The organism is Rhizobium sp. YJ-22, from assembly GCF_029601685.1.
In the GTDB taxonomy this organism is placed as follows: Bacteria; Pseudomonadota; Alphaproteobacteria; order Rhizobiales; family Rhizobiaceae; genus Metarhizobium.
Map to the genome: position 1 here is coordinate 394,109 of NZ_JARRIR010000004.1, position 19,380 is coordinate 413,488.

Annotated in this window: 16 protein-coding genes; 9 read left to right on the plus strand and 7 right to left on the minus strand. The window is 62.9% G+C overall.

Annotated elements, in window-relative coordinates:
* Positions 1 to 3: 3 nt before the first annotated feature.
* The 5 genes from nrdR to P7F60_RS12525 form a co-directional block, all read right to left on the minus strand.
* Positions 4 to 483 (minus strand): transcriptional regulator NrdR, encoded by a 480-nt coding sequence (gene nrdR / locus P7F60_RS12505; RefSeq protein ID WP_277918051.1) that lies wholly within the window; start codon positions 481 to 483, stop codon positions 4 to 6.
* Positions 484 to 486: 3 nt separating this feature from the next.
* Positions 487 to 1,779 (minus strand): serine hydroxymethyltransferase, encoded by a 1,293-nt coding sequence (gene glyA, locus P7F60_RS12510; RefSeq protein WP_277918052.1) that lies wholly within the window; start codon positions 1,777 to 1,779, stop codon positions 487 to 489.
* 177 nt (positions 1,780 to 1,956) lie between these two features.
* Positions 1,957 to 3,288, minus strand: a complete 1,332-nt coding sequence (locus P7F60_RS12515; RefSeq protein WP_277918053.1) for a L,D-transpeptidase family protein — start codon at positions 3,286 to 3,288, stop codon at positions 1,957 to 1,959.
* A gap of 327 nt (positions 3,289 to 3,615) precedes the next feature.
* A complete protein-coding gene (locus tag P7F60_RS12520; protein ID WP_277918054.1) occupies positions 3,616 to 4,125 on the minus strand; it encodes a MarR family winged helix-turn-helix transcriptional regulator in 510 nt (169 codons plus the stop codon).
* Positions 4,126 to 4,257: 132 nt separating this feature from the next.
* Positions 4,258 to 4,698, minus strand: a complete 441-nt coding sequence (locus P7F60_RS12525; protein WP_277918055.1) for a DUF6163 family protein — start codon at positions 4,696 to 4,698, stop codon at positions 4,258 to 4,260.
* A gap of 132 nt (positions 4,699 to 4,830) precedes the next feature.
* Here P7F60_RS12525 and hemB point away from each other — a divergent pair, with 132 nt between their 5' ends.
* The 4 genes from hemB (at position 4,831) to P7F60_RS12545 (ending at position 8,308) form a co-directional block, all read left to right on the plus strand.
* The gene (gene hemB / locus P7F60_RS12530) at positions 4,831 to 5,847 is read left to right on the plus strand and encodes a porphobilinogen synthase (RefSeq protein ID WP_277918056.1); all 1,017 of its coding nucleotides are present in this window, start codon (positions 4,831 to 4,833) and stop codon (positions 5,845 to 5,847) included.
* Positions 5,848 to 5,949: 102 nt separating this feature from the next.
* The gene (locus P7F60_RS12535) at positions 5,950 to 6,411 is read left to right on the plus strand and encodes an RDD family protein (RefSeq protein WP_277918057.1); all 462 of its coding nucleotides are present in this window, start codon (positions 5,950 to 5,952) and stop codon (positions 6,409 to 6,411) included.
* A 203-nt stretch (positions 6,412 to 6,614) separates the two neighbouring features.
* Entirely contained in the window at positions 6,615 to 7,415 is an 801-nt protein-coding gene (locus P7F60_RS12540) for an arginyltransferase (RefSeq protein WP_277918058.1), read from the plus strand.
* 2 nt (positions 7,416 to 7,417) lie between these two features.
* Positions 7,418 to 8,308 carry a DMT family transporter gene (locus tag P7F60_RS12545; RefSeq protein ID WP_277918059.1) on the plus strand — a complete coding sequence of 297 codons (891 nt, stop codon included), beginning with the start codon at positions 7,418 to 7,420 and terminating at the stop codon, positions 8,306 to 8,308.
* A gap of 51 nt (positions 8,309 to 8,359) precedes the next feature.
* Here P7F60_RS12545 and parC read toward each other — a convergent pair whose 3' ends face one another.
* Positions 8,360 to 10,612: a DNA topoisomerase IV subunit A gene (gene parC, locus P7F60_RS12550; protein ID WP_277918060.1), complete on the minus strand. Its 2,253-nt coding sequence runs from the start codon at positions 10,610 to 10,612 to the stop codon at positions 8,360 to 8,362.
* Between the two features lie 287 nt (positions 10,613 to 10,899).
* Here parC and P7F60_RS12555 point away from each other — a divergent pair, with 287 nt between their 5' ends.
* A complete protein-coding gene (locus P7F60_RS12555) occupies positions 10,900 to 12,093 on the plus strand; it encodes a DUF945 family protein (RefSeq protein WP_277918061.1) in 1,194 nt (397 codons plus the stop codon).
* A gap of 131 nt (positions 12,094 to 12,224) precedes the next feature.
* Here the strand turns inward: P7F60_RS12555 and aspS are convergent, their stop codons facing one another.
* The gene (aspS, locus tag P7F60_RS12560; RefSeq protein WP_277918062.1) at positions 12,225 to 14,012 is read right to left on the minus strand and encodes an aspartate--tRNA ligase; all 1,788 of its coding nucleotides are present in this window, start codon (positions 14,010 to 14,012) and stop codon (positions 12,225 to 12,227) included.
* Between the two features lie 226 nt (positions 14,013 to 14,238).
* Here aspS and P7F60_RS12565 point away from each other — a divergent pair, with 226 nt between their 5' ends.
* From P7F60_RS12565 to P7F60_RS12580, 4 genes are all read left to right on the plus strand, one after another.
* Positions 14,239 to 15,480, plus strand: coding sequence for an MFS transporter (locus tag P7F60_RS12565; RefSeq protein ID WP_277918063.1), 1,242 nt, complete (start codon positions 14,239 to 14,241; stop codon positions 15,478 to 15,480).
* Between the two features lie 87 nt (positions 15,481 to 15,567).
* On the plus strand, positions 15,568 to 16,959 hold the full coding sequence (locus P7F60_RS12570) for a multicopper oxidase family protein (RefSeq protein WP_277918064.1): 1,392 nt from the start codon (positions 15,568 to 15,570) through the stop codon (positions 16,957 to 16,959).
* A gap of 93 nt (positions 16,960 to 17,052) precedes the next feature.
* Positions 17,053 to 18,198: a ribonuclease D gene (gene rnd / locus P7F60_RS12575; protein WP_277918065.1), complete on the plus strand. Its 1,146-nt coding sequence runs from the start codon at positions 17,053 to 17,055 to the stop codon at positions 18,196 to 18,198.
* Between the two features lie 113 nt (positions 18,199 to 18,311).
* Complete coding sequence (locus tag P7F60_RS12580) at positions 18,312 to 19,373, plus strand: adenylate/guanylate cyclase domain-containing protein (RefSeq protein WP_277918066.1); 1,062 nt, start codon at positions 18,312 to 18,314, stop codon at positions 19,371 to 19,373.
* Positions 19,374 to 19,380 lie beyond the last annotated feature (7 nt).

A 19,380-nucleotide genomic window follows, 5' to 3' on the forward strand; every position in this document is an offset into this window, starting at 1 on the left:
CGGTCAGGCGTCCGAGCCGGTGTCCCGGCCGATCTTGGCGTTGATTTCCTTGATCACCTGTTCGAAGTCCTCGGCGTGGGAGAAGTCGCGATAGACCGAGGCATAACGCACGAAGGCGACGTCATCCAGTGTCTTCAACGCTTCCAGCACCTGCAGGCCGATTTCTTCCGCAGGAATATCCGTCTCGCCCGAACTTTCCAGCCTGCGGACGATACCGGAGACCGCGCGCTCGATGCGATCGCGGTCCACGGGGCGCTTGCGCAGCGCGATCTCGAACGACCGCACCAGCTTGTTGCGGTCGAAGGGCTGCTTGCGCCCGGTCTTCTTGGCCACCATCAGCTCGCGCAACTGCACGCGCTCGAAAGTGGTGAACCGCCCGCCGCAATCCGGACAGATCCGGCGGCGGCGGATGGACGTGCCATCCTCCGCCGGCCGGGAATCCTTGACTTGCGTGTCTTCCGAACCGCAGAACGGGCAGCGCATGGATCAGGCCATGTAGCCGTACATCGGGAAGCGGCCTGTGAGCTTCAGCACCTTTTCGCGCACGCCCGCTTCGACACCGGCATTGCCCTCGTCCGAATTCGCCACCTTCAGGCCGTCGAGGACTTCGACGATCAGCTCGCCGATTTCCTTGAACTCGGCTTCCTTGAAGCCGCGGGTCGTGCCGGCCGGGGCGCCGAGACGGACGCCCGAGGTGACGAAGGGCTTTTCCGGGTCGAAGGGAATGCCGTTCTTGTTGCAGGTGATGTAGGCGCGGCCGAGAGCGGCCTCGGCGCGCTTGCCGGTGGCGTTCTTCTTGCGAAGATCGACCAGCATGAGGTGGTTGTCGGTGCCGCCGGAGACGATATCGAGACCGTTGGCCTTCAGGGTTTCGGCCAGCGTGCGGGCATTCTTGACGATCTGCGCGGCATAATCCTTGAAGTCGGGCTGCAGCGCCTCGCCGAAGGCGACGGCCTTGGCGGCGATGATATGCATCAGCGGGCCGCCCTGCAGGCCGGGGAAGACGGCCGAGTTGATCTTCTTGGCAATATCCTCGTCATTGGTCAGCACGACGCCACCGCGCGGGCCGCGCAGCGACTTATGGGTCGTGGTGGTGGCGACGTGGCAATGCGGGAACGGCGACGGATGCTGGCCACCGGCGACAAGCCCGGCGATGTGGGCCATGTCGACCATCAGATAGGCGCCGACTTCATCGGCGATCTCGCGGAAGCGCTTCCAGTCCCAGATGCGGGAGTAAGCGGTGCCGCCGGCGATGATCAGCTTCGGCTTGTGGGTGCGGGCCTTTTCGGCGACGTCGTCCATATCCAAGAGGTGATCGCTTTCGCGCACGCCGTAGGAAACGACATTGAACCATTTGCCCGACATGTTGACCGGCGAACCATGGGTCAGATGGCCCCCGGAATTCAGGTCGAGGCCCATGAAGGTGTCGCCCGGCTGCAGCAGCGCCAGGAAGACGGCCTGGTTCATCTGCGAACCGGAATTCGGCTGGACGTTGGCGAAATTGACGCCAAACAGCTTCTTGGCGCGTTCGATCGCCAGCTCTTCGGCGATATCCACGAACTGGCAGCCGCCGTAATAGCGCTTGCCCGGATAGCCTTCCGCGTATTTGTTGGTCATGATCGACCCTTGCGCCTCCAGCACGGCGCGGGAGACGATGTTTTCGGAGGCGATCAGCTCGATTTCGTGACGCTGACGGCCGAGTTCCTTCTCGATGGCACCGAAGATATCCGGATCTGTTTCGGCCAGCGGGCGGGTGAAGAAAGCATCGGTGTTCGACATTGCGGAAGGCTCCCTGAACTGGAATGGCGCGCTTGGCGTCTTAGCGGGCCGGCGATGCGAGGGCAATACGACCAGCGACATTTGTAGCGCAAACAACGATCGTGGTCATCGCCGGATGCAAAAAGGCCGGGCGATGGACACCCGGCCTGTCGAAACGCCATGCTGGCGGCCTGCGGCTTATTGCGGCAGGGCATCCTCCTCGGTGGAGAAGGAGCCGGCCGGCTGTTCCTGGCCCGCGGTCGTCTGCAAGGCCAGTTCGGATGCGCCATCCATGTTGTAGATGTCGTCGCGGAACTGCACGACGCCGTCGTCGGCCGACCAGGCGGTGATGTAGACGAAATAGACCGGCAGTTCGACCGCCAACTTGATCGGCGTGTTGACGCGGGCGTTGATCACCTTCTCGATCTGCTGGCGAGACCAGCCGGGGGTGTCCTTGAGAATCCAGGTCGTCAGATCGCGCACGTTCTGCACACGCACACAGCCGGACGATTCGAAACGCATCAGCTTGTTGAACAGGCCCTGCTGCGGCGTGTCGTGCATGTATTCGTTGTTGGGATTGTGGAAGTTGATCTTGGTCGACGCCATGGCGTTGATCTTGCCGGGATCCTGACGGAACATCAGGTTCGGGGCCTTGGGCGCATGCCAGTCCACCGTCTCGGGCGAAACTTCCTGGCCCTGCGCGTCGAACAGGCGGATATTGTTGCGCGACAGATAGGTCGGATCCTTCTGCATCAGCGGCACGATGTCCTTTTCGACGATCGAGCGCGGCGCGGTCCAGTAGGGATTGAGAATGACCTCATAGATCTTCGAATTGAGGATATGGGTCGGGCGGCTGGCGCGGCCGACGACCGCCGTGTGGCGCAATGCAACACGTCCATCCTCGACGGCCTCGATATAGGCGGCCGGGATGTTCACCATCACATAACGGCGACCGAGATCGCCCGACATGGTCTGCAGGCGGATCAGATTGGTATTGAGCTGGCCGAGCCGGGTGGTGGCCGGCACGTTCATCGCCTTCAGCGAATAGTCGCCGAGGACGCCGTCCGCCGGCAGGCCATGGCGCGCCTGAAAGCGCTTGACGGCACTATCGACATAGGAATCGAAGGAATTCGACATGCCGGCAGAGCGCGGCAAGTCGCCTGCCACCATCAGGCGCTGGCGCAACGCCTGAACGGCGGGATCGGAAACACCGATCTGCAGCTTCTGCGCCGACTGCACGGTCGGCCAGCCGCCGCCGGACACGATCTGCTGGTATCGGGAAATCGCCTGCTGGATGTTCGGCACGGCGCCGTTTCCGAGGATGGGATTATTGGACACGGCCGCGTTGGCCGTGCCCGACGCCGCGGCGTCGAACTGGTCGTCCCAGTTGCCGCGGCGCGGCGCATTGATCAAATCATCGAGAGCCGATTGCGCGAATGCCGGAGCCGCCATGGCGGCGGCGCCGACGGTTGCCGCCGAGCGCAGGAAAGCGCGGCGCGAATAAGCTGCAATTTCGGTTTTCTTCGACATTATCCCTACCATCGTTTACGTACAGGCACCGGAAGAACAGGCCATACCATCCCATGGTTAACAAAGCGCCTCACGCGCCCCTGGCCCTGCTGTCCCGCCGCTGACATAGCAATATGGCTCATTTGTGTCGATCAGCACGTGCCGAGCCGCCGCAGCGGCATGCCCAAAAAGGCGTAACTATGCAGGATTATTGACCTTTTGCCGATCAACCGGCTTAACGGGAGATGGCTCAGGCGCGGGGTCACATTGCGCTGACAAAGCCGTGAAACGCGCTGCGGCCGGAAACGCCTGACGCGCCCGGCCGCAGATCGGGAATGGCTCTTTCGCTTACAGACGATACATGATCGTGTCGTTCCAGAAGCGGTCGAGACGCTGGAGGAGCTTGTTCATCTGGGCGAACTCGTCATTGCCGATGCCGCCGACCTTTTCGATGGAGCCGATGTGGCGATCGTAGAGTTTTGCGACGGTCTCGGCGATCTCCTGGCCGGCATCGGTCAGGCTGATGCGGACCGAGCGGCGATCAATGCGCGAGCGCTGGTGGTTGATGAAGCCGAGATCAACCAGTTTTTTCACATTGTAGGATACGTTGGAGCCGAGATAATATCCGCGCGAACGCAGCTCGCCGGCGGTCAGTTCGGAATTCCCGATGTTGAAGAGCAGGAGCGCCTGCACGGCATTGACGTCGTCGCGGCCCTGGCGGTCGAATTCGTCCTTGATGACGTCGAGCAGACGGCGATGCAGGCGTTCGACGAGGTGCAGGGATTCGAGATAGAGCGAGCGGATGGGGTCTTCATGCGCTTCGACGGCAACGGCCTGCGGTTTCACTTTGGTGTTCATGACTGCCTCACTGTTTTGTTTGGCGGTGTTTGTTCGATGTCTTCCCGCCTTGTGAGGTCACCCTATCGAATACCCATAAAATTCTACTTAAACCGCAGCCTTAACAGCGCCTTACCGTTTGCCACCCTTGTCTCAGGGTAAATCAACTCCTACCAGCCTCTGGCGTCCGCGGCGTTTTTCGCGCCACAAGACGATGCGGAAAACCGTATAGAGAAGCGCCACCAGCAGGTGCAGGACGACCACGACGAGGTTCTTCCCGAAGATGTCCGGCCAGACCGAATACATCAGGATCTGGCCGCCTGCCGCACTCGCCCAGATCACCGGTCCCCAGGAGACCGTCAGCCACAAGCCAAGTGCGGCGACCGGAAAAGCGATGGCGAGGCCGGTCGCGGCCGCCCTCCAGGGCAGAGTCAACAGGTCGAAGCGGCCATGGCCGGCGAGCGAATAGCCCGTCAGCATCGCCCAGTATTGCAGCCCGAACCAGAAGCAGGAGATCGCGATCAGCCGCAGGAAGATCACGAACAGCAACTGCGCCAGCGTGCGGTGCGGCACGGAGGTGGAATCACGATTCATGGCCGCGAGAATACGGCTCCGGGACGATTTGTCACCTCTTCCGTGTTGGGCAAGCAGGGGTTAGCCGGTATACAAGGCATCGAGACAGCCGTCAGTGACGGTGCGACGAACGGAATGCGAACAGAGGCGATCATGCAGGACAAGACTCATCTGGTGGACCAGATCACGGGGCATCGGCGGATGCGGCGCAACCGCAAGGCCGACTGGACGCGGCGCATGGTGCAGGAAAACCGGCTGACCGCCGACGACCTGATCTGGCCGATCTTCCTCGTTCCGGGCAACGGCATCGTCGATCCCATCCCCGCGATGCCCGGCGTCAACCGCATGAGCATCGACAAGGCGGTCGAGGCGGTGAAGGAAGCCGCCGATCTCGGCATCCCCGCAATCGCCACCTTCCCCAATATCGAGATGGACCTGCGCGACGAGACCGGCTCCAACAGCCTCGCCGCCAACAATCTCATCAACCAGGCGACCGCCGCCATCAAGAAGGCGGTGCCCAACATCGGCATCATCACCGATGTGGCGCTCGACCCTTTCACCAGCCATGGCCATGACGGCATCCTGCGCGGCGAAGAAATCGTCAACGACGAAACGGTCGAGCAGGTGGTGCGCGCCGCCGTCATGCAGGCCGATGCCGGCGCCGACATCATCGCGCCCTCGGAAATGATGGACGGGCGCATCGGCGCCATTCGCCGCGGACTGGACGCCGCCGGTCACCAATCGGTCGGAATCATGTCCTATGCGACGAAGTTCTCCTCCGGCTTCTACGGTCCGTATCGCGAGGCGATCTGTACCGGCGGCCTGCTGAAGGGCGACAAGAACAGCTATTACATCAACCCCGCCAACGGAACCGAAGCGCTGCGCGACGCCGCCCTCGACGTCGAGGAAGGTGCCGACATGATGATGGTCAAGCCCGGCCTTGCCTATCTCGACATCTGCTGGCGCATCAAGGAGGCCTTCGGCCTGCCGACCTTCGCCTATCAGGTCTCGGGTGAATACACCCAGATCAAGGCCGCCGCCCTGAACGGCTGGATCGACGGCGAGCGGGTGATGATGGAAACCCTGCTCTGTTTCAAGCGCGCCGGCTGTGACGGCGTGCTCACCTATTTCGCCGTCGAGGTGGCGAAAAAACTGGCGCGGCAAGGTTAAGGCCTTCCGGCCCCTTTGCATTTTCGCGCCGCCACACCATATCAGGGAAAGACACACTTTTCGGCGAAGCCGCCGCCAGCGGCTTTCCACAGGAGACCAGGAATGAGCGTCAATCCCAACCCGCCTCTTGCCGCACCGGAAGACTGGCGCGCCTATAGTGGCGTGCTGAGCCGGCGCGTCTTCGCCTTCGTTCTCGATTACATCGCGGTTGCGCTGCTGTGCATTCCCGCTGCTGTCGTCGTGTTCTTCCTCGGCCTGGTGACGCTGGGGCTCGGCTTCTATCTCTATCCCATTCTGTTCTTCGTCGTCGCGGCCCTCTATTTCGGCCTGACCGTCGGCGGGGAGGCGCAGGCTTCGCCCGGCATGCGCTTCATGGGACTGGCGATGATCCGACTCGACGGCCAGCGCATCGATTTCCTGACCGCGCTGGTGCATCTGGTGCTGTTCTGGATCCTCAATTCAGTGTTGACGCCGCTCATCCTGCTGGCCGGCCTGTTTACCGAGCGTTCGCGCCTTGTCCATGACCTGCTGATCGGCACAGCCGTCATCCGCCGGTCCTATTGAGGACCGTCGGAACGGCCGGCGCGGTTCATTCCGTGCCGGCAGGCGGCCTCAGTCATAATTTCAGCGCGAAACTGTTGCTTTCTGGCACGAGGGCGGGAGCGGAATGCCTCGCTTCGCAATCTTTCATGGCGCATGGTTGACGTTTTTTAATCTTAGGCCATGGTATTAGAGATCAGACAATTCCAGGAGCCTTTTCTGCTGCAATGAATACCCAGGCCGCCCCTTCTCCGCAGTTCTACCTGACGGCGCCGGCTGCCTGTCCCTATTTGCCGCACGAAATGGAGCGCAAGGTCTTTACCCATCTCGTCGGCCCACGCGCGGCCGAGATGAACGACCTGCTGACGCAGGGCGGTTTCCGCCGTTCCCAGAACATCGCCTATCGCCCTGCCTGCGAGGCCTGTCGCGCCTGCATCTCCGTGCGCATCCTCGCCGACGAATTTTCGCCGACTCGCTCCATGCGGAGGGTGCTGACGCTGAACGAGGATCTGGTCGCCACCGATTACCCAGCCCAGCCGTCGACCGAACAATATGCGCTGTTCCGCCGCTATCTCGACAGCCGCCACCAGCGCGGCGGCATGTCGGACATGTCGGCGCTCGATTATGCGATCATGGTCGAGGACACCCATGTCAACACCCGCATCATCGAATATCGCGTGCGCGCCGAAGGCGCCGGCGTCAATCCGCTGGCGCGCGGCGAACTGGTCGCGGCGGCGCTGACCGACATGATGAGCGACGGACTGTCGATGGTCTATTCCTATTTCAATCCGACGCTCGGCCACCGATCGCTCGGCACGCTGATGATCCTCGATCATATCCGCCGCACCCGCCAGCTCGGCCTGCCGCATGTTTATCTCGGCTACTGGGTCAAGGGGTCGCACAAGATGGATTACAAGACCCGTTTCCTGCCGCAGGAGCATCTGTTGTCACGCGGCTGGGAACGCTATATCCCCGAAGACAACAGGCCAGACGACAGACGGCCGGAAACCAGCCGGATGGGCGACTGACCATGACAAACGCATCTTCCTCCAGCCATGCCAAAGGCGTGGCCCTGACGGCTCTTGGCGGCATCGTTCTCTCGGTCGATGCGCCGCTGATGCGACTCGGCAATGGCGATGCCTGGTCGGTGCTGGCGCTACGCGGCCTGCTGACGGTGCTGACCGCGCTGCTGATCTGGGTATTGGTGCGCCTCGCCTCGGGCAAATCGATTCCGCTGGTGCCGGGCTGGCGCGCGGCTGCCGCCGGGCTGTTCTACGGCGTTTCCTCCAGCCTGTTCGTCGCCGCCGTCTTCCATACCGCAACTGCCAACGTGGTGTTCATCATCGCCTTCACGCCGATGTTCGCCGCCCTGCTCTCCTGGATTTTCCTCGGCGAACGACCGGGCATCGCGACCCTGGTCACCATGTCGATCATGATCTTCGGCGTCGGCCTGATCGTGCAGGGCGGGTTGACCAGCGGCCATCTTTCCGGCGACCTGATGGCGGCGGCTGCCTCCTTCTGCATCGGCGCGGCGATCACCATCGGCCGTTCGGCGCGCCGCGACATCGGCTTCGTGCCGCTGATCGGCGCGATCATTCCGGCGGCCTGCGCCTTCATCGCGCTGTATCCGCAGGGCATCGCCATCGAAAATCCGTTCTGGATCTTCCTCGATGGCGCCATCGTTCTGCCGCTGGCCTTTTGGTGCCTGGCCACAGGCCCGCGCTATCTGCCGGCTTCGGAAGTCGGCATGTTCTATCTGCTGGAAACGATTCTGGCGCCGATCTGGGTGTGGTTCGTGTTTTCCGAAGTGCCCTCGGCGCAGACGCTGACCGGCGGCGCCATCCTGATCGGAGCGCTGATCGGCTTTTCGCTGTGGCAGATGCGGGCGAAATCGCGCGAGGCGATCGCCGGCTGCTCCTAGTCGGCATACTGAAGGAAGAAGGGGCGTCCGATCCGGCCGCCCCTCTTTTCGTTATCCGCTGAACTTGCCGCTACGCGGAAAACCCTTGGGCAGCGTATGTCCGGCATCCGCACGGTTGCCGAGCCATTCGATCAGTTCGTCCTTCGACTTCATGAAGCTGCGGCCGGCGGTGTCGACCCAGGTCAGGCCGTCGGCGATGGCGAAGCAGCGGATGTCGGAAATGCCGCCATCCTTGAATTTTTGCAGGCGTACGCCCTTGCCACGGCTCATTTCCGGCACCTGCGCCAGCGGGAAGACCACCATCTTGCGATTTTCGCCGACGACGGCGACATGATCGCCGGAGACGGGCACCACGAGCTTGGCCTCATCCGGCATGGTGACGTTCATGATCTGCTTGCCCTTGCGGGTATTGGCGATCATTTCGCTCTCGGGCACCACGAAGCCGTTGCCGGCAGTCGAGGCGATCAGCAGCTTGCGGGCGGGGTCGTGGACGAAGGCGGTCAGCACGTCCTGGTCGTTTTCCATGTCGACCATGATGCGCAGCGGCTCGCCATGGCCGCGCCCGCCCGGCAGCTTGTCGGCGCCGAGCGTATAGGCCTTGCCGCCGGTGGTGACCAGCAGCAGGCGGTCGGTGGTCTGGGCCGGGAAGGCCAGCCGCAGGGCGTCGCCTTCCTTGAAGTTCAGCGCCGAGGTGTCGGCGATATGGCCCTTGAGCGCTCGGATCCAGCCCTTTTCGGAAATGACGATGGTGACCGGTTCCTTCTCGATCATCGCCTGCTGGATGGCCGCATCGTCGGCCTCCGGCGCTTCCGAGAACTGGGTGCGGCGGCGGCCGAGTTCGGTCGCCTTGGCGTATTTTTTCTTCACCTCGCCGATTTCGCGCGCGACGGTCTGCCACTGGCGCTCATCGGAGGCGAGCAGCGCCTCGATATCGGCCTTCTCCTTGGTGAGATCCTCGTGTTCTTTACGGATCTCGAATTCTTCGAGCTTGCGCAAATTGCGCAGCCGCATGTTGAGGATGGCTTCTGCCTGCACGTCGGTCAGCGTGAAGCGGGCGATCATCACCTGCTTCGGCTCGTCCTCCTCGCGGATGATGCGGATCACCTCGTCGAGGTTGAGATAGGCGATCAGCAGGCCGCCGAGGATTTCCAGCCGCCGGTCTATGGCCGCCAGGCGATGGCGCGAGCGGCGTACCAGCACGTCCTTGCGATGCGCCAGCCATTCCAGCAGCACCTCGTTCAGCGCCATGACCTTGGGCACCTTGCCCATGGACAGGACGTTCATGTTGAGCGCCAGCCGGCTTTCCAGCTCGGTCAGCTTGAACAGCGATTCCATCAGCAGCGTCGCATCGACGGTGCGGTTCTTCGGCACCACCACGACGCGGATATCCTCGGCAGATTCGTCGCGGATATCTTCGAGCAGCGGCAGCCTGCGGGCGATCAGCAGTTCGGCGATCTTCTCGATCAGCCGCGATTTCTGCACCTGGAAGGGAATTTCGGTGATGACGATCTGATAGCCGCCACGGCCGAGATCCTCGATCTCCCACTTGGCGCGCACGCGAAAACCGCCGCGGCCGGTCTTGTAGGCCTCGACGATGGTGGCGTGGTCGTCGATGATGATGCCACCGGTCGGAAGGTCGGGGCCGGGAATGAACTCGACCAGCTTCTCGACCGTCGCCTGCGGATGCTTGATGAGATTGAGCGCCGCATCGCATAGCTCATGGGCATTGTGCGGCGGGATCGACGTTGCCATGCCGACGGCGATGCCGGAGGCGCCGTTGGCCAGCAGGTTCGGGAAGGCGCCGGGCAGCACGACCGGCTCGGAATTGGATTCGTCGTAGGTCTCGCGGAAATCGACCGCATCCTCGCCGATGCCTTCGAGCAGAAGCTCGGCCACCGCCGTCATCTTCGATTCGGTGTAACGCATGGCGGCGGGGCTGTCGCCGTCGATATTGCCGAAATTGCCCTGGCCGTTGACCAGCGGATAGCGCAGCGAGAAATCCTGCGCCAGGCGCGCCAGCGCGTCATAGATCGCCTGGTCGCCATGGGGATGGTAGTTACCCATGACCTCGCCGACGATCTTGGCGCATTTGCGGAAAGCGGCGTTGGGGCGCAGACCCATCTCGCTCATGGCGTAGACGATGCGGCGATGCACCGGCTTCAGCCCATCGCGCACATCCGGCAGCGCGCGATGCATGATGGTCGATAGCGCATAGGCAAGGTAGCGCTCTTCCAGCGCCGCCTTGAGGTCGACCGGTACGATGTTGTCGTCTCCGCCAGACGGCGGCGAAATATCCTGTCCCATAGGGCTTGACTAGACCACACCGCGATTCCCGGCAAGGAATCCCGGCGAAGCGCCTGTGGATAGCGCCTTTAGCCTTGGCTTTTCGGCAATTTTTCCACGGCCGGTTGCGATTTGCCGCGACTAAGCCGCAAGCCGGTGGCACATGCGTCCTGACACCGATTCGTTTGGTGTTTCGTCGCAAATATTGAAATATTTCTGAAGCCGATGAATAAAACAGTAATGCAGCACGTCTATTTTCGCGTCGCTCAGCCCCGCCGAGGCGAGTGATTCACAAAAAAGGAACCGTCATGAAGAATATCCGCTCCCTCCGCTATGCCCTGGCCGCAGCCACTGTGCTCGGTTTCGGCGGCAATGCTTTCGCGCTCGACGGCAACGATCTCGTCGCCAAGATCAATGCCGGCCTGCAAAGCGCCAAGCTGACCCCCGCCTCGGTCGAGGTCAGCGGCTCGACCGTGACGCTGAAGGGCGTGAAGGTCCAGCCATTGGAAGGCGCGTCGGAAGGCGGCGCCATTGGCGACGTGGTGCTGAACAACGTGGAGGAAGACGGCAGCGGCGGTTACACGATCGAGAAGGCCGCCTTCAACAATGTCGACATGACCAATGACGGGGTCACCCTCACCGCCTCGGATATCGCGCTGAACAACATCTCCATTCCCGGCGACGTCAGCAAGCCTTCGCTCGATTCGATGATCTTCTACGAGACCGGCCATGTCGGCCCGGCCAAGATCGTCAAGGGCGGCGCGGAAGTGCTGACCCTGGCTTCGACCGACTTCTCGATGAGCAAGATGGACGACAATGCCGGCCTCGAATTCGAATTCGGCGCCACCGGGCTTAAGGCCGATCTCTCCAAGGTCGAGGATCCCAAGGCCAAGGAGACGCTTGAAAAGATCAAGCTGACCTCGCTCGACGGCGAAATCCACATGGCCGGCAGCTGGGAAACCGCCAGCGGCACCATCGACCTCGATTCGATCAACGTCGACTTCAAGGATGTCGGCGCGCTGTCGCTGGCCTTCAATCTCTCCGGCTATACGCTGGAGCTGGTGAAGTCGCTGCAAGAGCAGATGAAGGCGCTGGAGTCCAATCCGAACAAGGAAGCCGCCCAGCAGGCTGCCGGCCTCGCCATGATGGGCCTTGCCCAGCAGCTCACCTTCAACAGCGCCTCGATCAGCTTCGACGACGCCTCGATCACCTCGCGCGTGCTGGATTACGTCGGCTCCGAGCAGGGCATGTCGGGCCGCCAGTTCGCCCAGTCGCTGAAGGGCATGGTGCCGATCATGGTGGCGCAGCTCAACATTCCCGACCTGCAGAACGCCATTACCGAGGCCGTCAACACCTATCTCGACGATCCGAAGAACCTGACGATCTCGGCAGAGCCGGAAAAGGGCGTGCCCTTCCCGCAGATCATCGGCGCCGCCATGGGCGCGCCGCAGACCCTGCCGAAGGTTCTGGGCGTCACCGTCACGGCCAACGACGCCGACTGAGCCCGGCAAGACCTTTCAAAATGCGAGCCCGGCGGACCAGTTCCGCCGGGCTTTTTGCTGCGATCAACGATCCCCGGAACGAAAAACGGCGGCCGAGGCCGCCGTTCATGCTCACCAAGATGATCTCGCGATCAATCCTTCTTCTGCGGAACCACCCGCAGCGCCAGTTCGCGAAGCTGCGTCGGGGTCGCTTCCGAAGGCGCGTTCATCAGCAGATCCTGGGCCTGCTGGTTCATCGGGAACAGCGAGATCTCGCGCAGGTTCTTGGCGCCGACCAGGAGCATGACCACGCGGTCGATGCCAAACGCACAGCCGCCATGCGGAGGAGCACCGTACTGGAAGGCGCGGTACATGCCGCCGAAACGTTCCTCGACGTCTGCCTGGCTGAGGCCAACCAGTTCGAAGGCCTTGACCATCAGCTCGGGCGACTGGTTACGGATCGAGCCGGAGGCGATTTCGAAGCCGTTGCAGACCGCGTCATACTGATAGGCCTTGATCGACAGCGGATCGGAACCGTTCAGCGCGTCGAGGCCGCCCTGCGGCATCGAGAAGGGGTTGTGGGCGAAATCGACCTTCTTCTCGTCCTCGTTCCACTCGTAGAAGGGGAAGTCGACGATCCAGCACATTTCGAAGCGGTCGCGGTCCACGAGGTTCAGTTCCTCGGCGGCGCGGGTGCGGGCTTCGCCGGCGAACTTGTAGAACTTGGCGGGATCGCCGGCGACGAAGAAGCAGGCGTCGCCGTCTTCGAGGCCGAGCTGGGTGCGGATCGCATCGGTGCGCTCCTCGCCGATATTCTTGGCGAGGGGACCTGCGCCCTCCAGCTTCTCGCCTTCCTTGCGCCAGAAGATATAGCCGAGGCCCGGCTGGCCTTGCGACTGCGCCCAGGCGTTCATGCGGTCGCAGAAGGCGCGGCTGCCGCCGGTCTTGGCCGGGATCGCCCAGACTTCGACCTTGGGGTTCGAGGCGATCATGTTGGCGAACACCTTGAAGCCGGAGCCGGCGAAATGCTCGGTCACAGCTTCCATGACGATCGGGTTGCGCAGGTCCGGCTTGTCGGAGCCGTATTTGCGGATGGCGACGTCATAGGGGATGCGCGGCCATTCCTTGGTGACCGGCTTGCCTTCGGCAAACTGCTCGAAGACTGACGTCATCATCGGTTCCATCGTCTGCCAGACGTCTTCCTGGGTGACGAAGCTCATCTCGACATCGAGCTGGTAGAATTCGCCCGGCAGGCGGTCGGCGCGCGGGTCTTCGTCACGGAAGCACGGCGCGATCTGGAAATAGCGGTCGAAGCCGGCGACCATCAGCAGCTGCTTATACTGCTGCGGCGCCTGCGGCAGGGCGAAAAACTTGCCCTGATGGATACGGGACGGCACGAGGAAGTCACGCGCGCCTTCCGGCGACGAGGCGGTCAGGATCGGCGTCGTGTATTCGGCAAAACCGGCCGCGCCCATTCCCTGGCGCATGGCCGAGATGATCTGGGTGCGCTTGACGATGTTCCTGTGCAGCGTCTCGCGGCGCAGGTCGATGAAGCGGTACTTCAGGCGCACGTCTTCGGGATATTCCGGCTCGCCGAACACCGGCAGCGGCAATTCCCTGGCGGCCGAGAGTACCTCGATCTCCTGCGCATACAGCTCGATCTCGCCGGTCGGCATGGTTTTGTTGACGGTGTCCTCGGTGCGGGCCTTGACCACGCCGTCGATGCGGATCACCCACTCGCCGCGCACGGTCTCGGCGGTCTTGAAGGCCGGGCTGTCGGGATCGCAGACCACCTGGGTCATGCCGTAATGGTCGCGAAGGTCGACGAAGAGGACGCCGCCGTGGTCGCGGACACGGTGGACCCAGCCGGACAGGCGGACGGTCGAGCCGACATCCGACTTGGTCAGAGCGGCACAGGTGTGGCTGCGGTAACGATGCATGGTCAATATCCTGGGCTTCGTGAGGCGGCAGCGAAGACACGGCTAAACGCGGCTTTCAAGCTGCCGATGAAAATCGGGCGGAAAAGCGCATGCCCTGCCGGTTTTGTCAAGACTCGACGGCCGGACGGCACGTTTAACGCTGTCAATGCAAGCAACGCTTGGCTAAAACATGTGCTTCGCGCGGCTTACCTTTCGAGTCGCGTGCCCACCAGACAGGCACTTCCCCATGAGCCAGATCCGACCGCTGATTCCGCTCCTCGTCACCGCAGGCATCCTGATCGGCGGCAACGGGCTGCAGGGCACTTTCATCTCGCTGCGGGCGCTCAGCGAAGGGTTTTCGCCCTCGGTCATCGGCATCGTCGGCACCGGCTACAATCTCGGCTTCGCCATCGGCTGCGTCTACATCACCCGCATCATCCGGTCGATCGGGCATATCCGCGCCTTTTCCGCCTTGGCGGCCATTGCCTCGGCGGCGTCGCTCGCCATGGTCCTGCTCATTCATCCGGCCTTCTGGTTCGCCATGCGTCTCATCCAGGGCATCTGTTTCGCCGGCCTGTTCGCGGTGGTGGAAAGCTGGTTGAACGCCCGCGTCACCAATGCCACCCGCGCCCGCACCCTCTCCGTCTATCGTTTCGTCGATCTCGGCTCGGTGACGCTGACGCAATACCTGATCCCGACCGTCGGCATCGACGGCTTCCAGCTCTTCGCCATCATTTCAATGGCGCTGACGCTGTCGCTGGTGCCGATCTCGTTCGCCGACCGCTCCAGCCCGAGCGCGCCGGAAGCGGTGCGTTTCGACGTGCGCACGCTGTGGCAGATCTCGCCGCTGGCGACCATCGGCTGCGTGGTGGTGGGGCTGACCAATTCCGTGTTCCGCTCGCTTGGGCCGATCTATGCCGAGGGCATCGGCATGTCGATCACCGCCATCGCCACCTTCATGAGCGTCGGCATCTTCGCCGGCGTCGTCCTGCAATATCCGCTCGGCCATTATTCCGACAAGCTCGACCGCCGCTTCATTATCCTGATCGCCACCGGCGGCGCGCTGGTCGCCGGCCTGTTCATCGTGCTGGTCGCCGGCACCAACGAATGGCTGAATTTCATCGGCATCTTCCTGTTCGGCGCCTTCGCCATGCCGCTCTATTCGCTCTGTTCGGCCCATGCCAACGACCATGCCGCCGAGGGGCAGCATGCGCTGGTCTCGGCCGGCACATTGTTCTTCTGGTCGTGCGGGGCGGTCATCGGGCCGCTGTTCGCCTCCTTCATGCTGGATATCTTCGGGCCGCATGCGTTGTTCATCTACATGGCCTGCGTGCTCAGCGTCTTCGTGCTCTATACGCTGCAGCGCATGACGGTGCGCGAGGGCGTGCCGACCGAGCGGCGGCGCATGGGTTTCCGCAACCTGCTGCGCACGTCCACCTTCTTCAACAAGCTGGCGGCACCGACCGAGGAAGACGACCGCCGCAAGTAAGATGCGGCAAGATGACATCCGCCGCTGGATTGATGATCGCCATATTCAACTTTAAAACCGAAGGCGAGATCACCGGAGCCCGCCCTCATGCCATCCATCGACCGCCGCACGCTTCTGAAGGCATCCGCCCTGTTTGCCGGGGCTTACAGCGTCGGCCTTGCAGCCGCCTCGCGGTTCCCGGCCTTCGCCAGCCCGCAGCCGATCATGCTCGAAGCGCTGCGCACCGATGCGCAACTGGCCGAAGCCGCTCCGACCAAGGGCATCATGACCTATGGGCGCGACGGGATGCCGCCGATCCTGCGGGCGAAAAAGGGCCAGCCGTTCTTCGCCCAACTGAAGAATGCGCTGGACGAGCCGACCACCATCCACTGGCATGGGGTGCGCGTGCCCAATGCCATGGATGGCGTACCCTTTCTCACCCAGCCCTATATCTATACCGGCGACAGCTTCGATTATCGCTTCGCGCCACCGGACGCCGGCACCTTCTGGTATCACCCGCATTGCAATACGCTGGAGCAGATGGGGCGCGGCATGACCGGCCTGCTGATCGTCGAGGACCCCGACGATCCCGCCTTTGATGCCGAGATCGCCGTCAACCTGCGCGACTGGCGGCTGGGCGGCGACGGCCAATTCATCGAGCAGTTCAAGCCGCGCGACGCCGCCAAGAGCGGCACCTACGGCACGCTTCGCACCGTCAACTGGCAACGGGAGCCGCAATACGATGCGCCGGCCGGCGGCCTCGCACGCCTGCGCCTGGTCGTCACCGATGTCACCCGCATTTTCACATTCAAGCTGGAGGGGGCCGAGGCACAGGTGATCGCCATCGACGGCAATCCGGTGCCGCAGCGTTTCGCGCTCGATACGCTGATGATCGGCCCTGGCCAGCGGCTCGATCTGGCGGTCCGCATGCCGGATACGGAAGGGGCCGCCGCGACGCTCATCGACGTTCGTGGCTCGACACCGAAGACCGTCCTGACCCTGCGCGCCACCGGCGCGTCGCTGAAGCGGGCGTTCGGCGATCTCGGGCCGCTCGCCGCCAATCCAGTGGCCGCAGCCGACCTCTCGGCGGCGGAGGAAATACCGCTGGCGCTCAGCGCCACGGCCGAAAACCGCAAGCCGAGCGGCTTCTGCGGCGATATCGGCTATACGTTCTGGGCGATCAACAGGACGCCGTGGTCGGGCGACTCGCCCGATCCGACCGCGCCGCTGGCGGAGATGAAGCTCGGCAAAAGCTATGTCCTCAACCTCGCCAATCCGACGCCGCACCTGCATCCCATCCATCTGCACGGCATGAGTTTCACGGTCGTCTCCTCCTCCATTGGACCGGTGCAGCCCTTCGTCACCGACACCTATCTGATCCGTCCCGACGAGAAGGTGAAACTGGCTCTCGTCGCCGACAATCCCGGCGACTGGGTGTTCCATTGCCATGTCATCGAACACCAGAAGACGGGCATGGCCGGCTATTTCCGGGTAACATAGCGCAGAAAGAGGCTCCGATTTTGCGTTGACATCCGGCCACGAAAGGAGAAGGAAGGGTGATTAACCTTTTCCCTGCCCAACGAACGAATAGAGATGATCGTCAACACAACGGACCTTCGCGCCGCCTGCGCCGAACTCGCCAAATCCGAATTCATCACCATCGATACCGAATTCCTGCGCGAGACGACGTTCTGGCCGGAGCTGTGCCTTATCCAGATGGCGAGTCCTACGGTCGAGGTCTTGGTCGATCCGCTGGCAAAGGGGCTCGACCTCGCTCCCTTCTTCGAACTGATGGCCAATCCGGCCGTGTTGAAGGTATTCCACGCCGCGCGGCAGGATATCGAAATCATCCACCATCTCGGCGGGCTGATCCCGCATCCGATCTTCGATACCCAGGTGGCCGCCATGGTTTGCGGCTTCGGCGATTCGGTCTCCTACGACCAGCTCGTGCAGCGGGTGAAGGGCGTGCAGATCGACAAGTCGTCACGCTTCACCGACTGGAGCCGCCGGCCGCTCTCCGACAAGCAGCTGGAATATGCGCTGGCCGACGTCACCCATCTGCGTGACGTCTACCTGGCGCTGAAGGCGCAGCTCGAACGCGAGGGCCGCGCCTCCTGGCTGCGCGAGGAGATGGATATTCTCGAAGCGCCCCATACCTACGACTTGCATCCGGACGATGCCTGGCAGCGGCTGAAGATGCGGCTGAAGAAGCCGCAGGAACTGGCCGTGCTGAAATTCGTCGCCGCCTGGCGCGAGCGCGAGGCGCGCGCCCGCAACGTGCCGCGCTCCCGAATCATCAAGGACGACACGATCTACGAGATCGCCCAGCAGCAACCGAAGGATAGCGAGGCGCTGTCGCGCTTGCGCACCGTGCCCAAGGGCTGGGAGCGTTCGGCCAACGGCGCCGCCCTGCTGGAAGCGGTGAACGCGGCGCTCGCCTTGCCGAAATCGGACATGCCGGCGGTGCCGCGCCACGCTCCAGTGCCGGAAGGGGCCGCTGCCGCCACCGAACTGCTGAAGGTGCTTCTGAAACTCACCGCCGAGAAGCATGGCGTCGCCGCCAAGGTGCTCGCCAACACCGACGACCTGGAAAAGATCGCCATGGCCGGCGAGGAGGCCGATGTCGCAGCGCTTTCCGGCTGGCGGCGCGACCTGTTCGGCGAAACGGCGCTTGAACTGATCCGCGGCAATGTCGCCCTGCGCTTCGTCGGAAAGCGTGTCGAAGCGGTCACGCTCTGATTCATTCCGCCGCCGTTGGGCCGCATGCCGCAACTTGGCCGGGATTGGGTGAGACATGCGTCGCGATGGCGCGTGACGGGCGCCGCCAGAGTTGACCGGGACGGGATTGCAGAATGTTGAAACGGGGGACGATCGTTCAGTGGCTCGTCCTGCTCACGGTCGTGGCGCTGAGCGGGGTGCTTTACAGCCTCGTCGTCTATGGCGAAAGACCGCTGATCGGCGCCATATTCTCCCTGTCGATCTGCATGCCGCTGGTCGCGCTGGAACGGCGGATGATCTTTCCGCGCTTCTACAACTGGCTGCATGGCCTGTCGACGCCCGCCTATCTGGCCATGTCGCTGCTCGTCTATTACGTCACGATCTTCATCGGTTTCGCAGCAGCCGGCGCATTTCTGAAGAGTGCAGGCATCATTCGCGAGCCTTGGATCAAGACGCTGATTCTGCCGTGGGAGGTGGTGGTCTACAGTTTCGCGGTCGGCAGCGGCATCAACTTCGTGCTGCGGGTGCGAGAGCTTCTCGGCCGGGATATCTTCGTGAGCCTGCTCACCGGCCGTTACCGCAAGCCGGTGCGCGAGGAGCGCGTCTTCCTGTTCATCGATCTCGTCGGCTCAACCTCGTTTGCGGAAAAATACGGCGACCTGCGCACCCAGCAATATCTCGGCACGCTGTTCAACGTGCTGGCCGAGCCGGTGCGGCGCCATGACGGCGCAATCGACGATTATATCGGCGACGCCGTGATCATCACCTGGCCGCTGAAGCGAGGCCTGCGCGACGCCCGCTGCGTGCGCTGTGTCTTCGACATCATAGCCGAGATCGAGAAGCGCTCCGCCCTGTGGCTCGGCACTTTCGGGCAGATGCCGCGCTTGCGCGCCGCCCTGCATGGCGGCGAGATCATTACCGCCGAGATCGGCGTCGATCACCATAAGATCGCCTATTTCGGCGATACGGTGAACACAACGGCGCGACTGGAAAGCCTGTGCCGCACCTTGGGACATCCGGTGCTGATCTCGCAGGAACTGGCGACACGGATGACCCTGCCCGACGATATCAGGGCCGAATATCTCGGCGACCACGCGGTGCGCGGCCGCGGCCAGCCGCTCGGCGTCATGGCGCTGACGAGCATGCGCCAGACGCAACCTTCCAATATCTTGCCTCTCGCCCGGCCGGCCGAGTGAGCGCGCG